This is a genomic window from Brachybacterium sp. UMB0905, from assembly GCF_002871795.1.
Lineage (GTDB): Bacteria > Actinomycetota > Actinomycetes > Actinomycetales > Dermabacteraceae > Brachybacterium.
The window spans coordinates 186,252-202,212 of the sequence record NZ_PNHL01000006.1 but is presented as its reverse complement, the minus strand read 5'-3'; the positions used below and the strand labels follow the sequence as shown (position 1 = coordinate 202,212).

15 protein-coding genes and 1 pseudogene are annotated in these 15,961 nt (G+C 69.6%); 6 read left to right on the top strand and 10 right to left on the bottom strand.

Annotated elements, in window-relative coordinates; all coding sequences use genetic code 11:
• Positions 1-4 precede the first annotated feature (4 nt).
• From CJ197_RS07885 to CJ197_RS07875, 3 genes are all read right to left on the bottom strand, one after another.
• Positions 5-1,021, bottom strand: a complete 1,017-nt coding sequence (locus tag CJ197_RS07885) for an inorganic phosphate transporter (protein WP_102236188.1) — start codon at positions 1,019-1,021, stop codon at positions 5-7.
• A complete protein-coding gene (locus tag CJ197_RS07880) occupies positions 1,022-1,672 on the bottom strand; it encodes a hypothetical protein (RefSeq protein ID WP_233190738.1) in 651 nt (216 codons plus the stop codon).
• A gap of 195 nt (positions 1,673-1,867) precedes the next feature.
• Positions 1,868-2,509, bottom strand: coding sequence for a hypothetical protein (locus CJ197_RS07875; protein WP_102236187.1), 642 nt, complete (start codon positions 2,507-2,509; stop codon positions 1,868-1,870).
• Between the two features lie 23 nt (positions 2,510-2,532).
• Here CJ197_RS07875 and CJ197_RS07870 point away from each other — a divergent pair, with 23 nt between their 5' ends.
• Positions 2,533-3,189 carry a PH domain-containing protein gene (locus CJ197_RS07870; RefSeq protein WP_102236186.1) on the top strand — a complete coding sequence of 219 codons (657 nt, stop codon included), beginning with the start codon at positions 2,533-2,535 and terminating at the stop codon, positions 3,187-3,189.
• A gap of 59 nt (positions 3,190-3,248) precedes the next feature.
• Complete coding sequence (locus CJ197_RS07865; RefSeq protein ID WP_199173891.1) at positions 3,249-3,845, top strand: DUF4126 domain-containing protein; 597 nt, start codon at positions 3,249-3,251, stop codon at positions 3,843-3,845.
• Between the two features lie 49 nt (positions 3,846-3,894).
• Here CJ197_RS07865 and CJ197_RS07860 read toward each other — a convergent pair whose 3' ends face one another.
• The gene (locus CJ197_RS07860; RefSeq protein ID WP_102236185.1) at positions 3,895-4,569 is read right to left on the bottom strand and encodes a hypothetical protein; all 675 of its coding nucleotides are present in this window, start codon (positions 4,567-4,569) and stop codon (positions 3,895-3,897) included.
• Between the two features lie 117 nt (positions 4,570-4,686).
• Here CJ197_RS07860 and CJ197_RS07855 point away from each other — a divergent pair, with 117 nt between their 5' ends.
• Entirely contained in the window at positions 4,687-5,841 is a 1,155-nt protein-coding gene (locus CJ197_RS07855) for an ROK family protein (RefSeq protein ID WP_102236184.1), read from the top strand.
• A 40-nt stretch (positions 5,842-5,881) separates the two neighbouring features.
• Here CJ197_RS07855 and CJ197_RS07850 read toward each other — a convergent pair whose 3' ends face one another.
• From CJ197_RS07850 to CJ197_RS07835, 4 genes are read right to left on the bottom strand one after another with little or no spacing between them, the layout of a single operon-like run.
• Positions 5,882-7,270: a sugar ABC transporter substrate-binding protein gene (locus CJ197_RS07850; protein ID WP_102236183.1), complete on the bottom strand. Its 1,389-nt coding sequence runs from the start codon at positions 7,268-7,270 to the stop codon at positions 5,882-5,884.
• A 10-nt stretch (positions 7,271-7,280) separates the two neighbouring features.
• Positions 7,281-8,237 (bottom strand): carbohydrate ABC transporter permease, encoded by a 957-nt coding sequence (locus CJ197_RS07845; protein WP_102236182.1) that lies wholly within the window; start codon positions 8,235-8,237, stop codon positions 7,281-7,283.
• 14 nt (positions 8,238-8,251) lie between these two features.
• On the bottom strand, positions 8,252-9,166 hold the full coding sequence (locus tag CJ197_RS07840) for a carbohydrate ABC transporter permease (protein WP_102236181.1): 915 nt from the start codon (positions 9,164-9,166) through the stop codon (positions 8,252-8,254).
• Positions 9,167-9,199: 33 nt separating this feature from the next.
• On the bottom strand, positions 9,200-11,449 hold the full coding sequence (locus CJ197_RS07835) for an alpha-galactosidase (protein WP_102236180.1): 2,250 nt from the start codon (positions 11,447-11,449) through the stop codon (positions 9,200-9,202).
• A gap of 294 nt (positions 11,450-11,743) precedes the next feature.
• Between CJ197_RS07835 and CJ197_RS07830 the strand changes: the two genes are divergently transcribed.
• The 3 genes from CJ197_RS07830 to CJ197_RS07820 all read left to right on the top strand — a co-directional run bounded on the left by CJ197_RS07830 (position 11,744) and on the right by CJ197_RS07820 (position 15,467).
• Positions 11,744-12,955 (top strand): pyridoxal phosphate-dependent aminotransferase, encoded by a 1,212-nt coding sequence (locus CJ197_RS07830; RefSeq protein ID WP_102236179.1) that lies wholly within the window; start codon positions 11,744-11,746, stop codon positions 12,953-12,955.
• 74 nt (positions 12,956-13,029) lie between these two features.
• On the top strand, positions 13,030-14,358 hold the full coding sequence (locus tag CJ197_RS07825) for an SGNH/GDSL hydrolase family protein (RefSeq protein WP_102236178.1): 1,329 nt from the start codon (positions 13,030-13,032) through the stop codon (positions 14,356-14,358).
• Positions 14,359-14,462: 104 nt separating this feature from the next.
• Positions 14,463-15,467: an NAD(P)-dependent oxidoreductase gene (locus tag CJ197_RS07820; protein WP_102236177.1), complete on the top strand. Its 1,005-nt coding sequence runs from the start codon at positions 14,463-14,465 to the stop codon at positions 15,465-15,467.
• A 133-nt stretch (positions 15,468-15,600) separates the two neighbouring features.
• On the opposite strand, the pseudogene CJ197_RS15890 reads toward CJ197_RS07820, so the two are convergent.
• Together CJ197_RS15890 and CJ197_RS15885 are read right to left on the bottom strand one after the other, a co-directional pair.
• Positions 15,601-15,765 (bottom strand): annotated as a pseudogene (locus CJ197_RS15890) (pyridine nucleotide-disulfide oxidoreductase); the annotation flags it as partial.
• A complete protein-coding gene (locus CJ197_RS15885; protein ID WP_369801510.1) occupies positions 15,740-15,946 on the bottom strand; it encodes a hypothetical protein in 207 nt (68 codons plus the stop codon). The pseudogene CJ197_RS15890 and the gene CJ197_RS15885, both read right to left, overlap by 26 nt.
• Between the last annotated feature and the right edge of the window lie 15 nt (positions 15,947-15,961).

Genomic DNA, 15,961 nt, shown 5'->3' with positions numbered 1-15,961 from the left:
GCCCTCAGGCGCTGACGGCAGTCGCCGCCACCGCGGCAAGCGCCGCCCCCAGCAGGGCGCACACCGGCGGGGTGATGAGCCAGGCGATGATCACCTCGCGCGCCACGCCCCAGCGGATGTGCCGCACTCCGCGTGCCAGACCCGCCCCCACCACACTCGAGGCCAGCGACTGCGAGGTGGACATCGGCACCTCGAGCCCCAGCATGCCCAGCGTCATCGATGCCGCGGAGGACGTCTCCGCAGCCAGCCCCTGGGCTGCGGTGAGGTCCGTCAGACGCCTCCCCAGGGTGCGGATCAGACGATGCCCGCCCATAAGGGTCCCGGCCCCCACCGCGACGGCGATCGCCAGCACCATCGACAGCGACGTCACCCCCGGCACCCCGGCGGACGCGCCGCTGATGACGACGACCGCCAGCGGGATCCGGGAGTCGTTCATTCCGTGACCGGTCGCCACCGCCCCCGCGGAAATGGTCTGCGCGAAGCGGATCTGCCCCGCCCGCAGCATCTCTGCCCGCCCCAGCCGCAGCACCAGGTGCATCAGCACGAAGGCGAAGGCCGCCGAGAGCACCGGGCCCACCACGGAGACCAGCAGGACCCAGCCCAGGCGCGACCAGTCCGCGGCTGAGGCGATCACCAGCGACGCCCCCACCAGGGCGGCGAGGAAGGCATGCCAGGTCGAGGTGGGCATGCCGAACCACCAGGTGGTGAGGTCCCAGAAGATCGTGGTGAGCAGCACCGCCACGAGCGCCGCGCCCAGCAGCTCACCATGCCCCGCGGTCGCCTCCAGCAGCGTCTGCAGGCCCAGCATCGACACCGCCCACTCGGTGGTCAGTGCGATCAGTCCTGCCCCGAGCAGCGTCCCCAGCACGTTCAGTAGCGCCGCCATGGTCAGGGCCGTGGACTCCTGGAGGGTGCGCGTGGTGATCGAGGTGGAGACCGCATTGGAGGCGTCGTGGAACCCGTTGACGTAGGCCATCACCAAGGCCAGCGCCACGATCAGGCCCAGCAGCACTGCGCTCACTCAGGCATCCTTGACGCGCAGCAGCTCGGCACGGCGTGCAGCCTGCTCCTGCAGCGAGATCGTGGCGCGCACGGACTCGATCACGTCACGCAGGGCCATCAGCTCGCGGGACGAGCCGCTCATGCCGTACAGATCGGCCAGCGCCTGCCGCACCAGACGCTCGCCCTGCCGCTTGAGCTTGCGCATCTGCGGATAATAATCGCCCAGGTCCCGCTCCCCGGACAGGGTCCAGGAGGCTGCGACCGTCAGCTCCGCGGCCCGTTCGATCCCCTTGGCGGCTTCCAGCAGTGCGGTGGGCAGCGGCCCCACCTCGGTGCCGGTCAGCAGCCCGCCGGTGTGCTCCATCGCATCCAGCGAATCGGCGATGGTCAGGGCGAAGTCATCCAGCAGCTCCGCCTCATAGGGGGTGACCAGGGAACGGCCCAGGCGCTCGGAGATGCGCCGACACAGCTCCTCGGCCACGGTGGACTGCTCATGCAGCTTGGGGGCGATGCGGGTGCGTTCGCGATAGCCATGCCCCAGCAGCTTGGAGTGCGTGTCCGTGGCCTGCAGCTGCAGCTCCGCCAGCTCGCCGAGCAGGGCGTACATCGGACGCTCGGTGCGTTGTGGGCGCAGGCGGTCCAGCGCCGCCCGCCAGGGCGAGGACACCACGGGTCACCTCCTCGCGCCACGCGCGCGTCCTGCATGAAGCTGAGGCGCCGGACCGGGATGCGCCTGTCGGCGCGAAGGCCGCTCGAAGCGGCAGATGTTGGAGCCCGGGGCAACCGCGGCCCGGCGCGCCAGCCATCCTAGAGCACATGGCCCGGCGGGTCTGCTCCCGCAGGCGCGTACATGGGAATTCCCACGTCAGTCCAGGCGCCCGGCCTCCGCGGCGCGGGCGGCCGCGACGAGCTCCTCGCCGGTGCGCAGCAGACGCTCCGCCGAGCGGGTGTCCGCCTCCGCATCGGCCTCCGGGCCGTCGGCCAGATGCGCGCTGCCGTGCGCGACGATCGTGGCCACCGCCCCGGCGCGCCGCAGCGCGAGCGGCAGATCCCCGGTGAAGGCGCCGCGCAGGATCTCATCCATCGTCGCGTGGACCTGCTGCACTTCCGGGGGCTCCGCAATACCCGAGAGGTAGCGCAGACCGGGGACGGTGCGGGCCCCGGCGCGGTAGCGGCGCACCACATCCTCGCCATCGCGCCGCACCCACGTGTGCAGCACATACAGCCGCCACAGCGCACCGGGCAGTGTCGTGGCGGGGGAACCGGACCACAGGGCCGCCAGATCCGCGAGCCCCTCCTCCTGGGCGAGGGTCACCACGCGCCGCACCACCTCCGGGTCGGCGCTGTGGAACACCCCGTCCAGCAGCGCTCGCGCGGAGTCATGCGCGAGGTCCGTGGAGCTCGCCGGGTCCGGTTCGCCCTCGATCGACGCGGCGACCGAGGGGAACAGGCGTCCGGGGCGGCGGAAGCGGGCGGCGGAGGAACCGGAATCGGAGGGGGTGGACATGCCCTGCACACTACGCTGGGCGCATGACCATTCCCCGACAGATCGGCCCTGAACCGACGTCCGGATCGGTGCTGCCCGACTACTCGCGCTCCACCGCGACGGTGGAGCGGATGGTGGATGCCCTGGATGCTCGTCGGCGCGGCGGCCCCAGCTCCCGGGGCCAGGTGCGGGCGCTGCTGCCGCGCAACCCCACCATGGACACGCTGCTGCGCTCGGTGATCGCGGCGGTGCTGCTGGGCATCGCGCTGATCCCGGTGATCATCATGGTGCTGCTGCTGGTGGGTCTCGACGACGGGCGAGCCCCGGGGCTCGCGATGATCCTGGTGCTGCTCGCGATGGGGGCGATGGCGGTGCTGCTGCTCCTGCTGGGGCTGCGCTTCGCCTGGGTGGCGCTGTGCACCGCGCGCTCGCGAGTGGAGATCACCGATGCCGGTCTGCGCGTCGTGGGTGCGGTGGGCTCCACCGAGGTGCCCTGGCGGGACATCGAGGGGATCGAATCGAAGGTGGTGCATCCCGTGCACTGGCTGACCGCGGCGGTGCGCCGCAAGGACGGCCGACGGGTCATCATGTCGGCCTTCGATCGGCACGTGTGGACCTGGTCGGAGCCCACCGGGCAGGACATCCGTCTGCTGCGCACCGTCCTGCACGAGCACACCTCCGGCGGGCGGCGTCGGCCCTGAGCCGGTTCGGCTGAACGACACCCCGGCACGAGCCGGCGATCACGGCGAGGAGAGAGCCGATGGAAGCACTGCTGATGACCCTGGGATCCGGCTGGGTCAGCGGAATCCGCCCGTACTTCATGATCTTCCTGCTGGGGCTGACCGGGCGGCTGTTCGGGATCGAGCAGGTGCCGGAGGTGCTGCAGCGCACCGACCTGCTGGTGATCACCGGGATCCTGCTGGTGGTGGACTTCGCGGCGGACAAGATCGCGTTCCTGGACTCGTTCTGGGATCAGCTGCACACCGTGGTGCGCCCCATCGCCGGCGGTGCGATCGGCTACCTGCTGGGCGGGGAGACCGACACCACCGCGGCGATCGTCATGGCGGTGATGGGGGCGGCCGCGGCGTTCGGCTCGCACGCCGCGAAATCCACCGCCCGTGCGGCGGTGAACGTCTCCCCGGAGCCGGTCTCCAACGTCCTGGTCTCCACCGGTGAGGATCTCGCCGCAGTAGTGATGGGCGTGCTGACCGTGCTGCTGCCGATCGTCGCCGCGATCCTCGCGCTCGTGCTGCTGGGCGTGGGGATCTACGTCATCGTCCGGATCCGCCGGGCCTACCGGAACCTGCGACAGCGCCTGCGGGACGTGCGAGAGCGCCGGGCGCGTCAGGTGACCTGACGCGCCCGGCGCGGAGACGAGAAACAGCGGAGACCGGAAACGCTGGGCCTCACGGGGCCTCGCTGCGGCCCTCCTCCCACAGGGCGGTCACCGCGGTGAGCACACCCTCGGAGGTGACGTCGGAGACGGAGAGGATGCCCTCCTCATCCAGCGGCAGGTGGCCGATCTTCCAGCTGCCGTCCTCCTCGACGTGGAACATCATCGGCACCGGCTGATCCTTCGTGGCCATCTCGGTCCGGCGCAGGGAGACGGTGCGCTGATTGCCGCCGGCCAAGAAGGCGCTGACGATGTCGTTCACCGCGCCGGGCACCTGCGCCGGATCGGTCATGGCGGTGACCATGAAGGAGTCCAGCTCGTCCTGGGTGAGCATGATGACGGCCTCAGCAGCCTTGATGATGAAGGCCATGCGCATCGCATCACCCTCGGCCAGGGCCACCCCCATCCAGCGGTCCGCGGCAGTCAGCGCGGTCGCGATGACCTGCCCCTCCTCGGCCAGCAGCCACTGACCATCCTCGGTGCGCTCCACCTTCCCGCGGGCCCGCAGGCCCGAGGTGACCGCGGCGGTCACGAACTCGCGGGCCTCTTCCGGGGCGCTGCGCAGACCCACCTGCTCGCGGGTCACCTCACCGTTCTCGGTGGGGCGCAGCGAGAGCATGAAGTCGATCTCGTAGGCGGTGTAGACGGTGGGCTGCTCCTGGGCAGCCTGCGCGGTGGTCTCAGTCATGGAACGTCCCCCTGGGGCCGATGGGTCCGGGCGTCGTCCGCCCGGCTGCACGTGGTACCCCTGCAGGATGTCAGATCCGGGCCGTTCCGCGCATCATCACCGGGCTACGATCCACCCATGCACGGTCAGCAGCACTCACAGCGCTCGATGGTGGGGCTGGGTGGGGCCAGCGCCCGTGCCGTCTACCGTGATCTGCTGCGCTTCGGACCCCGCTCGAGGCGGGATCTGACCCGTCGGCTGGGGCTCTCCGCGCCCACCGTCACCCGGGTGACCCGGGAGCTGCTCGAAGGCGGGCACCTGCACAGTCTCGAGACTGTCGCGCCGACCAAGGGCCGCCCCCAGGAGCCGCTGGATGTCGAGGAGCGCCACGGCCCCCGCTTCGTGGGGGTGAAGGTCACGGCCGATGAGGTTCACGCCGTGGTCACCACGGTGCGCGGCAATACGCTCGAAGAGCTCGCGGTGCCGCTCGCCGATACCGCGGTGCCGGCGGTGGTCGAGGCGGTGCTCGAGCTGGCGACCGCGCTGATCGAGGCGCATCCGCATGTGGCGGTGGTGGGGATCAGCGTCGGCGGGGTGGTCGCGAGCGGCCGCACCGTGCTGTCCTGTCACTATCTGGGCTGGCGGGATCCGGTGGAACTCGCAGATCTGCTGGCCGCGTGCCTGGATGTGCCCGTCGTGGTGGAGAACGACCTGGTCGCCATGGTGCATGGCCTGCACTGGTTCGGCGTGGGCCGCGCCTACCGCTCCTTCGCGGTGCTGACCATCGGCGCCGGGGTGGGCAGCGCCACCGTGGTCGACGGCCGCCTGATCCGCGGCGAGCGTGATGTGGCCGGGTTGACCGGACGCTTCCCCGTCGGAACCCGGGAGGACGGCAGTCCGGTGCTGCTGAGCGATGTCGCCTCCACCGCGCCTTTGCTGCAGCGGGCCCGGGCTCGTGGGGTGCTGGGCCCCGAGGAATCGCTCGCGCAGCTGCGCGAACTGCTGGCGGCCGGTCACGCAGGGGCGCACGCACTCGCCGCGGAGGTGACGCGGGCCCTCGCCCACACGGCCGCCGGGATCATGGCGCTGGTGGACCCGCAGGCGCTGATCCTCGGCGGGGAGGGCGTGGACATCATCGCCGCGGCCGACCCGCTGTTCGAGCAGACGCTGCGCGCGATGCTGCCGCAGATGCAGCGCGATCTGGTGCTGCGCCGCCTCAGCGGTGACTTCGACGAGTGGGCACGCGGCGCCGCCGTCATCGCGATCACGGCGTACGTCGGCGCCCCGGGGTGAGGCCTCGGGGCGCCGACGGGGGTCGCGCGGCGCCGTCCGCTCAGGAGAACAGGGCGTTGACCCGCTCGTTGTAGGCGGCGAAGTCCGCGCCGCTGATTCTCCTCATCCAGATCTGGTCGAAGGCGGGCTGCATGATCGAGGCGATCGAGGCGGAGTTCTCCACCAGCGGGTACAGGCCTGTCTCACCGTTCTTCACCCGATCCGTGAAGGGCGTGACGTCCAGGCTCTGGTCCGCGTAGCTCTGGATCGCTGCGCGGGTGCCGGTGTCCGTGGCGGGGAAGAACGGTGCGCGCTCGCCGATGATCTGCTGGGCCTCATCGGAGGCCAGGAAGCCGATCAGCCGCGCCGCCTCCGCCTTCTTGTCCGACTGCGCGGAGATCGAATCGCCCAGGCCGTTGAACATCGACATCGGGGTGCCCTCGGGACCGGCCGGGAGCGGCGCGATCCCCAGCTCGATGCCCTCGGCGTTGTTGTACGTCGTGATCATCCACGAGCCGTCCATCACCAGCGCCGCGGAGCCGGACTGCAGCTGCGCCTGTTTCGGAGAGGAGTCCCCGAAGGTGCCGTAGGGCGGGAAGAACCCTTTGTCCACCATGCCGAAGTACCAGTCGATGGTCCTCACGAACCGTTCGTCGTCGTACTGGAAGCGGGTGCCCCAGGTGGCCTCGTCGGTGAAGCGCCAGCCGGTGCCGAAGGCGAAGGAGGACCACGAGGACTGGCCGACGTAGTCGATCGATCCCTCGGTGCCCAGGCCGTAGCGCTGGACGGAGGTGGGGTCGAAGCCGTCCTGATCGCCGCGCTTGCCGTTCGAGTCGATGGTGAGGCGGGCGAGCATCTGCTCCCAGGTGCCGCCGTCGTCCGGGTTCCACTCGAGGTTCGCGAGGTCCTCGGGGGTCAGACCCTCCTCTTCGAGCATCGTCTGGTCGTACAGCACCGCGATCGTGTCGTAGTCCTTGGGGATGCCGTATCGCTTCCCGTCCTGCCCGGTCCACAGGTCCTGCAGGCCGTTCTGGAAGCGGTCACCGGGGATGGAGTCCAGATCGCCCAGGCCGTCCAGCGGGCTGATCACCCCCAGGCTCACGAACTCGGGGAAGCGCGCCAGGTGGTCGGTGAACGCATCCGGACCGGCCTCGGCCACGAAGGAGGCGGTGAGCTTGGTCCAGTAATCGTCCCAGCCCATCTGGGTGATCCGCACCCGGATATCCGGGTTCTGCTCCATGAACCGGTCGATCGCCGCGGAGTAGGCGGGCAGCTGCAGGGCATCCCACAGCCAGTAGTCGATCTCGGTGACATCACCGGAGCCGACAGCGCCGGTGGAGCAGGCGCTGAGAGCACCTGTGCCCGCTGCCGCGGCGAGGGTGCCCTGCAGCATCCGCCGCCGCGTCATGGGCGTGCGGCCGGGGCGAGGGGTCTGATTCGCGGATGTCATCTCGTGCACCTCACTTGATCCCGCTGAAGCCGATGGAGTTCACGATCTTCTTGGCGAACAGAGCGAAGAGGATCAGCATGGGCGCGGCGGCCACGAGAGTCGCGGCCATCAGCCCGGACCAGTCCGGACCCGTGCCCGGCGCCTGGGCCCGGAAGACGCCCAGAGCCACGGTGAGCACGCGCGACTGGTCGGTGTAGGAGACCATCAGCGACCAGAAGTACTCGTTCCACGCCGTCATGTAGGTCAGCAGCGCCAGAGTGGCCAGGGGCGCGCTCGCCATCGGCAGGACCAGGGTGAAGAACACCCGGATCTTGCCGGCGCCGTCGATCAGCGCAGCCTCCTCCACCTCGCGGGAGATGTTGTTGAAGAACTGCCGCAGGAAGAAGATCGCGAACGAGGAGATGAACAGGGTGGGCAGCATGATGCCCAGCAGCGTGTCCACCAGGTTCAGGTTCTTGATCAGGATGAAGTTGGGCAGCAGGGTGAAGATCTGCGGGATCATCAGCGAGCCCAGGAAGATCATGAACACCGCGTCCCGCCCCCGCCAGCGCAGGCGGGAGAAGGCGTAGGCGGCCATGGCGCAGGAGAAGGTCTGCACCACGGTGATCGTGGTCGCGACGATCACGGAGTTCAGCAGGTAGCGCCAGAAGTTGATGGAGGCGCCGGAGCCGCCCTGGGCGATCGCGGTCTCCACGTCCTGCAGGCCGAACACGCGCTCGAACCCGCCCAGGTTGAACCCCACCGGCAGCAGGCTCGACGGGTTCGTGGCCAGGGCGTTGTTGCTGGACAGTGCCGTGCGCAGCATCCAGTAGAAGGGGAACAGGGTGATGAACAGGAAAATGATCATCACGGCCCAGGCAATGATCTTCCCCCAGGGGACGCCGCGCCGCGCGCGCGTGACAGGGGGACGGGTCTCGAGATCGCCGGCCCCGGCGGCCGTCGGATCAGTGGCTGTTGTCGTCGTCATGTCGGCTGCTCCTCTCAGTCCAGATCCGATTCGCCGGCGCGGCTGAGCCGGTACTGGGCGAAGGTGATGACCATGAGGATCAGCAGCAGCGCCACGGACAGCGCCGAGGCGTAGCCGAACTCGTACCGGGCGAAGGCGTTCTCGTAGATGTACATCTGCAGCACCTTCGAGGCGTCCGCGGGGCCGCCCTGGGTGGTCACCGAGACGGTGTCGAACACCTGGAAGGAGCCGATGATCGTCATGATCAGCACGAGCGCGAGGATCGGCCGCAGCAGCGGCAGGGTGATCCGGCGGAACATCGTCACCTCACCGGCGCCGTCCGTGCGGGCTGCCTCGTAGAGCCCGGCTGGGATGGACTGCAGCCCCGCGAACAGCAGCAGCGCCGTGTAGCCCATGTGCCGCCACACGTTCACCAGTGCGATCGTCGGGATCACCCAGGTCTCCGAGGCCCAGAACGCGATGGGGTCCAGGCCCAGCGACTGCAGGAAGATGTTGACGATGCCCAGCTGGGTGTCCAGGATCCACAGGAACACGATCGCGGCCACCACATTGGAGACCAGGTAGGGCGTCAGCACGAGGGAGCGCAGGATCGTGGACTGGGTCAGCCGCTGCATGAGCACCGCGATGATGAGCGCGACGATGGTCTGGATGCCGATGTTGAGGATGACGTACCAGACCGTCACCTTCAAGGAGTTCCAGAACACGGGGTCGCTCAGCAGTCGCTGGTAGTTCTCGAGGCCCACCCAGCGGGGCGGGGTGAGGGTGGTGTACTCCGTGAAGGAGAAGTACAGGCCGGTCAGCAGCGGCCAGACGAGGAACACCAGCAGGCCGACGCTCGCGGGCGCGATGAACAGCAGCGCGAGCTTGGTGTCGTCCTTCCGGCGGCGCCTGGGCGGGGCCGACCGCGTCGACGTCGTCGCGGTGGACATGGAGCCTTCTTTCTGGGGGGAGGGTGGGGGAGGTCAGCGCGGCGAGGAGGTGTCGCCGTGCTCACGAGTGAGGGACAGCAGCACCCCTTGCTCAGGATCGAGCAGGGGAGCGGCGAGTCCGGAGGTGGTCAGCACCCCGCCGGGCAGGACGATGCCGTCCTGCTCCTCGGCGCGCTGCCACCAGGCGGGGGCGTTCAGGCCATGCGGCCGCTCGCCGATGATGAGGGGACGCAGCCGGTACCTGGCTGCGGGGTCCAGACCCGGGAAGGTCAGCCGGGCATGCTGGGAGGTGCCCTGCCGGTCGACCGCGGCCAGCACGAACAGGCCCTCATCGCGGGCGGGGGAGAGCACGCCGTACATCCACTGCACGTCCTCCCCGCGGTCCACGCGCACCAGATCACCGGTGAACAGCAGCTCACGCTGCTGCTTGTACAGGGCGATCCACGCGCGCAGCTCCGTCAGCTCGGCCTCGCTGGCCTGCGCAAGGTCCCATTCGATGCCGAGGTGGCCGAACAAGGCTGTGAGGCCGCGGAAGCTCAGGGTGTGCAGGCGCCCGGTGGTGTGGGAGCGTCCGGAGGCGATGTGGCTGCCCATGAGCTCGAGCGGCAACAGCTGGCTGGTCCAGCGGTTCATCAACTGGCGCTCCAGCGGGTCGATGCAATCCGAGACCCACACCCGGTCGGTGTGTTCGAGCACCCCGAGGTCCACGCGAGCGCCGCCGGAAGCGCAGGCTTCGATCTCCAGGCCCGGATGAGCGGCCTTGAGCTCGTCCATCAGGCGGTAGGCCGCTAGCGTCTGCTCATGCGTGGCAGCGCGACCTGTGGCCCGGGTGGCGGCTTCTAGCAGGTCCCGGTTCTGGTCCCACTTGATGTAGCCGATGTCGTACTCGTCCAGCAGCGCGAGGATCTGGTTCTTCACATGCTCATAGGCGCCGGGGATGGTGAGGTTCAGGACCTGCTGGTGGCGGGACTCGACGGGCAGCTGCTCGGAATCCGGACCCAGGATCCACTCGGGATGGGCGCGAGCCACCTCGGAGTCCTCGTTGACCATCTCCGGCTCGAACCAGAGGCCGAATTCCATGCCCAGATCGGTCACATGGTCGATCAGGGGCGACAGGCCGTCCGGCCACACTTCGGCGGAGACCACCCAGTCGCCCAGCCCCGAGTGGTCATCGCGACGGGAACCGAACCACCCGTCATCCAGCACGTACCGTTCGACGCCGAGCTCTGCGGCGCGGTCGGCCAGGTCCCGCAGGCGCGCCAGATCGTGGTCGAAGTAGACCGCCTCCCACACGTTCAGGGTGACCGGCCGACGGGTGGACACGTGGTGCTCGCGCGAACGCAGGAAACGGTGGAAGCGGTGAGCGGCCTGATCGAGGCCAGCGCCGTAGGTGGCATACAGCCAGGGGCTCGTGTAGCTGGCATCAGGGTCGAGTACGACCTCCCCGGCAGTCAGCATCTCGCCGCCGGCGAGGATCTTCGTCCCGGTGTTGACCTGTTCGGCCAGGTGGCGGTGGTTGCCGGAGAACCCGAGGTGCACGCCCCACACTTCGCCGTGGCTGAACCCGACGCCAGGGGTTCCCGCGTGCAACACGTGTGCGCTGTCCGCTCCGGTGCGGCCGCGACGGTTCTCCCGTAGATGGGTGCCGACGCCGAAGGTGCTGCGCTGCGGGGTGCGCTCGCGGGCCCAGCGGCCGGCGAAGTCCAGCAGCTCGCTCGCCCGCGCCGGAACGGGCAGGGCGACAGTGAGCTCATCCAGGGCGTACGGGGTCTCGCCGGTGTTCGTGACGGTGCCGCGTACGCGCAGCAGACCGGAATCCAGCAGCTCGAGGGTCAGCTCGACGGCGAGGCTCTGGGGTTCATCGGCGAGCTTGATGACCACGCGGCCCGGTCCGCTCTGGACGTGGGTCGCGGTCAGGGGCTGGCCGTCGAGGGTGATGGCCTCGGTGTGCAGGCGTGGTGCCCAGCCGGATCCGTCGGGCCGGGAGCCGGTCAGGCCCGGGCGGCCCAGCCAGCCATCGGCCTGGGCGGGGAGGATCCCCAGGCGCACCGGGACGTCCACCGCGTTGTTCACCGCCGCCTCGACGGCGGACTCGCAGACCGCGTCGAGGTCGTTCGCGCTCAGTTCGCCCAGATCGGCGCCCCAGTGGGGGATCGCCGGGGCTCGACCGTCGGTGACGTCGAGGACCACCGAGACGCCCGCGGAACGCAGGTGGATGCGGTGGGTGCGGTCGGGCACGGGGGCGAGCACGGGGTGCTCGGCGGGCCGACGGGTCGGGGTCATCGATGCCTCCCAAGACGTCCTGACGCGCGGACGGGCGCGGACGTCGGCCACCATGCCGACGCATTACTGAAAATATGAAACTAAGGGTGGTTCGTCAAGGGTGGCCGCATCGTGACTCTTTGCGCCCACTTCGCCTATTCCGCCCGCTCACCCCGTCGGCACTGCGTAATCCCCCGTCGGCCCTGCGTAATCCCGCCCCGTCGGCCCTGCGCGACCACCCCGCGGGATACCCGCGCCGCGCCCGGGAGTGCCGACTACCCTGTCCCTCACCCCGAGCAGGCCAGGAGCCGACCCATGATCTTCACCCAGTCCTCGAAGCTACGCGAAGTCTGCTACGAGATCCGAGGACCGGTGCCCGCCGAGGCCGCCCGCATGGAGGCCGAGGGCCACAAGATCCTCAAGCTCAACATCGGCAACCCGGCCCCGTTCGGCTTCGAGGCGCCCGACGAGATCCTCGTGGACATGATCAAGAATCTGCCCACCGCGCAGGGGTACTCCGATTCGAAGGGCATCCCCTCGGCCCGCCGCGCGGTGGCGCAGTACTACCAGACGCGCGGCATGCCCGGCATCGAACTGGATGACATCTACCTGGGCAATGGCGTCTCCGAGCTGATCCAGATGGTGTGCCAGGCGCTTGTGGATGACGGCGACGAAGTGCTCATCCCGCAGCCCGACTACCCGCTGTGGACCGCGGCCGTCTCCCTCGCCGGCGGTCGGGCCGTCCACTACCGCTGCGATGAGGAGCAGTCCTGGTGGCCGGATCTCACCGACATCGCCGACAAGGTCACTCCGCGCACCAAGGCCATCGTTGTCATCAACCCCAACAACCCCACCGGCGCCGTGTACCCCGAGTCCGTGCTGCGCGGCATCGTGGAGATCGCCCGCAAGCACGGCCTGCTGATCCTCGCCGATGAGATCTACGACAAGATCCTCTACGACGACGCCGTGCATACCCCCATCGCCTCCCTCGCCCCCGACCTGCTGAGCATCACCTTCAACGGCCTGTCCAAGGCGTACCGGGTGGCCGGATTCCGGGCCGGGTGGATGACGCTGTACGGCCCCAAGGACCACGCCACGAGCTTCATCGAGGGTCTGGATGTGCTGTCCAATATGCGGCTGTGCCCGAACGTGCCCGCCCAGCACGTGGTCGCCACGGCGCTCGGCGGCTACCAGACCATCAATGATCTCGTGCTGCCCGGCGGACGGCTGCGCGAACAGCGCGACGTCGCCTACGAGGGACTCGCCGCGATCGACGGCGTGAGCGTCGTCAAGGCCGCCGGAGCGCTGTACATGTTCCCGCGCCTGGACACCGAGATGTACCGGATCGACGATGACGAGCAGTTCGCCTATGACCTCCTGCGCTCCACGAAGCTGCTGGTCACGCAGGGGACCGGCTTCAATCTCGCGACCGCGGATCATTTCCGCCTGGTGACCCTGCCCTCCGTGGACGTGCTCGCCGAGGCGGTGGACCGCATCGCCGACCACCTCGCCACCATCCGCCGCTGACACCCTCGTGGATGCTGATATACGTCGGATGCTGATATTCCTTAGAGGCTGACACCCCTGTGACGGAGGAGCCCATGGCCACTGACCTGCACCTGCAGGACGCTCTCGCCCGCGACGGTCTGCGCTGGCTGTTCACCGGCGACTCGATCACCCATGGCGCCCTGCACACCCTCGGCTACCGCTCCTGGACACAGCTCGTGGCCGCGCATCTGCAGGACGTCCTGGGCCGGAACGACGTCGTGCTGAACACCGCCATCAGCGGCGACACGGTGATCTCGTGGCCCGTCCCCGAGGGGATGGACACCCGGGGCGTGCTCACCACCGCCGCGGAGCGCGTGCACGCGCCCCGGCCCGACATCGTCGCCGTCATGATCGGCATGAACGACAGCGCCCTCGGCGTGGACCTCGAGCAGTACACCGCGGCCCTCACCGAGCTCGTCGCACAGGTCCGCTCCCGCGGCGCCGTCCCGATCCTCGCCACCTCGCAGCCGATCCACGGCGTGGACGAGCGCCGCCTGGACTACCCCGAATACATCCAGCGGGTGCGGGATGTGGCGGACGCCCAGCAGGTCACGCTCGTGGACACCTTCGCGCACTGGGAGGCGGGCGAGCTCGGCCAGCTCGAGGCGCTCTACGGCGATGCGATCCACCCAGCCCCGGCCGGGCACCGCCACTTCGCCCAGCAGTTCCTCACCGAGCTGGGGCTGCTCGGCCCCGATGCGCCGCTCGCAAGGGCCGACAGGGAGCCCCGTGCGGGCCTGGATCCGGCGGCGTTCGGTGAAGAGGTACCGACGGAGGCTGCTGCGGAGGCGGGAGAGTCGGACGCCGCGGTTGCTCCGGTCGTCGGCTTCTCTCCCGTGGGCGTGGAGCCGGAGCGGTCTAGGCCGCTGCTGGTGCTCGGGGACGTCCGCCCCCTCGCCCGGCCCGTGGGTGGCCACATGCCCACGCGCAGCTGGATCGAGCACCTCGAGGAGGTGCGGCGCTTCGAGCTGGGGCATGTGCGGGACTACGTGTGGTCGATCCCGCTGCCGAGTCTCGCGGAGGCACCGGCATGGCTCGCGGGGGAGCAGGCGCTGCCGTATGCCGCGGTGCTGCTGGTCCCCGGGCCCGCTGATGCCGGGGGTGAGACGCTCCGGACCGCCCTCGCGGCGATCGGGGACGGGGCTGCGTCGGCCGTGGTGGTGCGTCCCGGCGCAGACGGGCCGACGGATCCCGGGGCGGCGGTGATCGACCTGCGCGACCTCGCGGTGGAAGGCTCGGCCCCGGAAGGCCTCGCCGGTGAGATCGACCCGGCGGGTGCGCAGGCGGACCTCGAGGCGGGCAGGCGGGTCGCCGCCGCCCTCGGCTGGTCGGCGCCACCGAGCGGGGCCGTGGCGCGCTTGCAGGCGCTTGCGGAGGCCTGAACCTGGGCCGACCCTGCCGCGCAGCCACCGCACAAGGTCCTGTCTGAACAGCGTGAGCGGTCCGTACCGTGGAGACAGCATCCGCTGCTCAAGGAGGTTCCCTCATGACACGCAAAGTTCTGGTCCTCGGTGGCACTGGCCTGCTGGGCCACGCCACGATCGATGTCCTCATCGACCGCGGCTATGACGTCACGAGCATCGCTCTGCCTCCGATGCCCGCGGAGGACCTCTTCGAGCCCTACGGCGACCGGGTCACCTCCCACCTCGGCGACATCACGCACATGGATGACGACGAGGTGCTCGGGCTGCTTGAGGGCCACTATGCGGTGATGTATGCGATCGGGGCCGATGAGCGCGTGACCCCGCCCGCGCCCTCCTCGCGCTTCTTCTATGAGGCGAACGTGCTGCCCACTCAGCGCGTCGCTGCGCTCGCCCGCCTGGCCGGGGTCGCGAAGTTCGTGGTCTACGGCTCGTACTTCGCGCACTTCGCCGAGGCGATGCCGGAGCTCGAGCTCATGACCGAGGGCTACCCGCTCATGCGACTGCTGCAGGAGCAGGTCGCTTTCGCCGAGGGGGATGGGGCGATGGATGTGACCAGCCTGCGCCTGCCCTACATCTTCGGCACCATGCCCGGTCGCATGCCGCTATGGAAGATGTTCATGGACCAGCTCCGCTCGCGCGAGCAGTTCCCCGCCCATCCTGAGGGAGTGACCGCCGCGGTCACCACCCGCCAGGTGGGGCAGGCCGCCGTCGGCGCGATGGAGCGCGGCGAGCATCGCGGCACCTACCCCATCAGCGGATACGCCCTGCGGCACGAGGACTTCTACCGCACGATGGTGGAGCTCATGGAGATCCAGACCGCCATCGTGCCGGTGCCCGTCGCGGCACTCGAGCAGGCCATGCTCCAGATCGACGAGGCCTGCGCGCAGCAGGGCGTCGAGCACGGCATCTCCATGGTGAAGGCAGATCGGATCCGAGGCAGGGACCTCAGCGTGGACCCCGCCCTCACGCAGGAAGCCCTGGGCTTCGAGGACGACGACGTGCCCGCTGCAATCGAGGAGACGATCCGGTACATCCTCGAACACGAGGGTGACGCGCCCGCGACCTGAGGATGGTCCCGGAGCGCTCAGTGCAGCGAGGGGCTGAATATGACAAGCGGTGGCGATATCGCCACCGCTTGTCATATTCAGCCCCTGGAGGACACCGGCCCGGGGCTAGGGCCGTCAGCCGGCATCTGGGCTGTCAGGCCTCGGCAGTGTCCCCGCCCGCAGCCTGCGCCATGCCTTCGCGGCTGATGCGGACCATCTCCTCGCGGTCCACGACCTTGACGCGGGCGCGCGGCTCCCCGTCGGCGTCCATGCTCGCGGCACCCAGGGCCTTCTCATGCGCATCCAGCGCCATCCAGCCGCGTGCGCTCGAAGCGCATGCCGGTGACCTTCCCGTCCTCGCCGAGCACCTCCACCGGGCGATGCCAGAAGTGCATGTGCAGACGCCGCGTCACGGGCCCTCCCTCACGGTCGGTGGGCTCCCCGCCAGCGGCCTCCCGGGCCTGCTGATCTTCGAGCCAGCCCACGCAAGTCTGCACCACCTGATCGGTACGCTT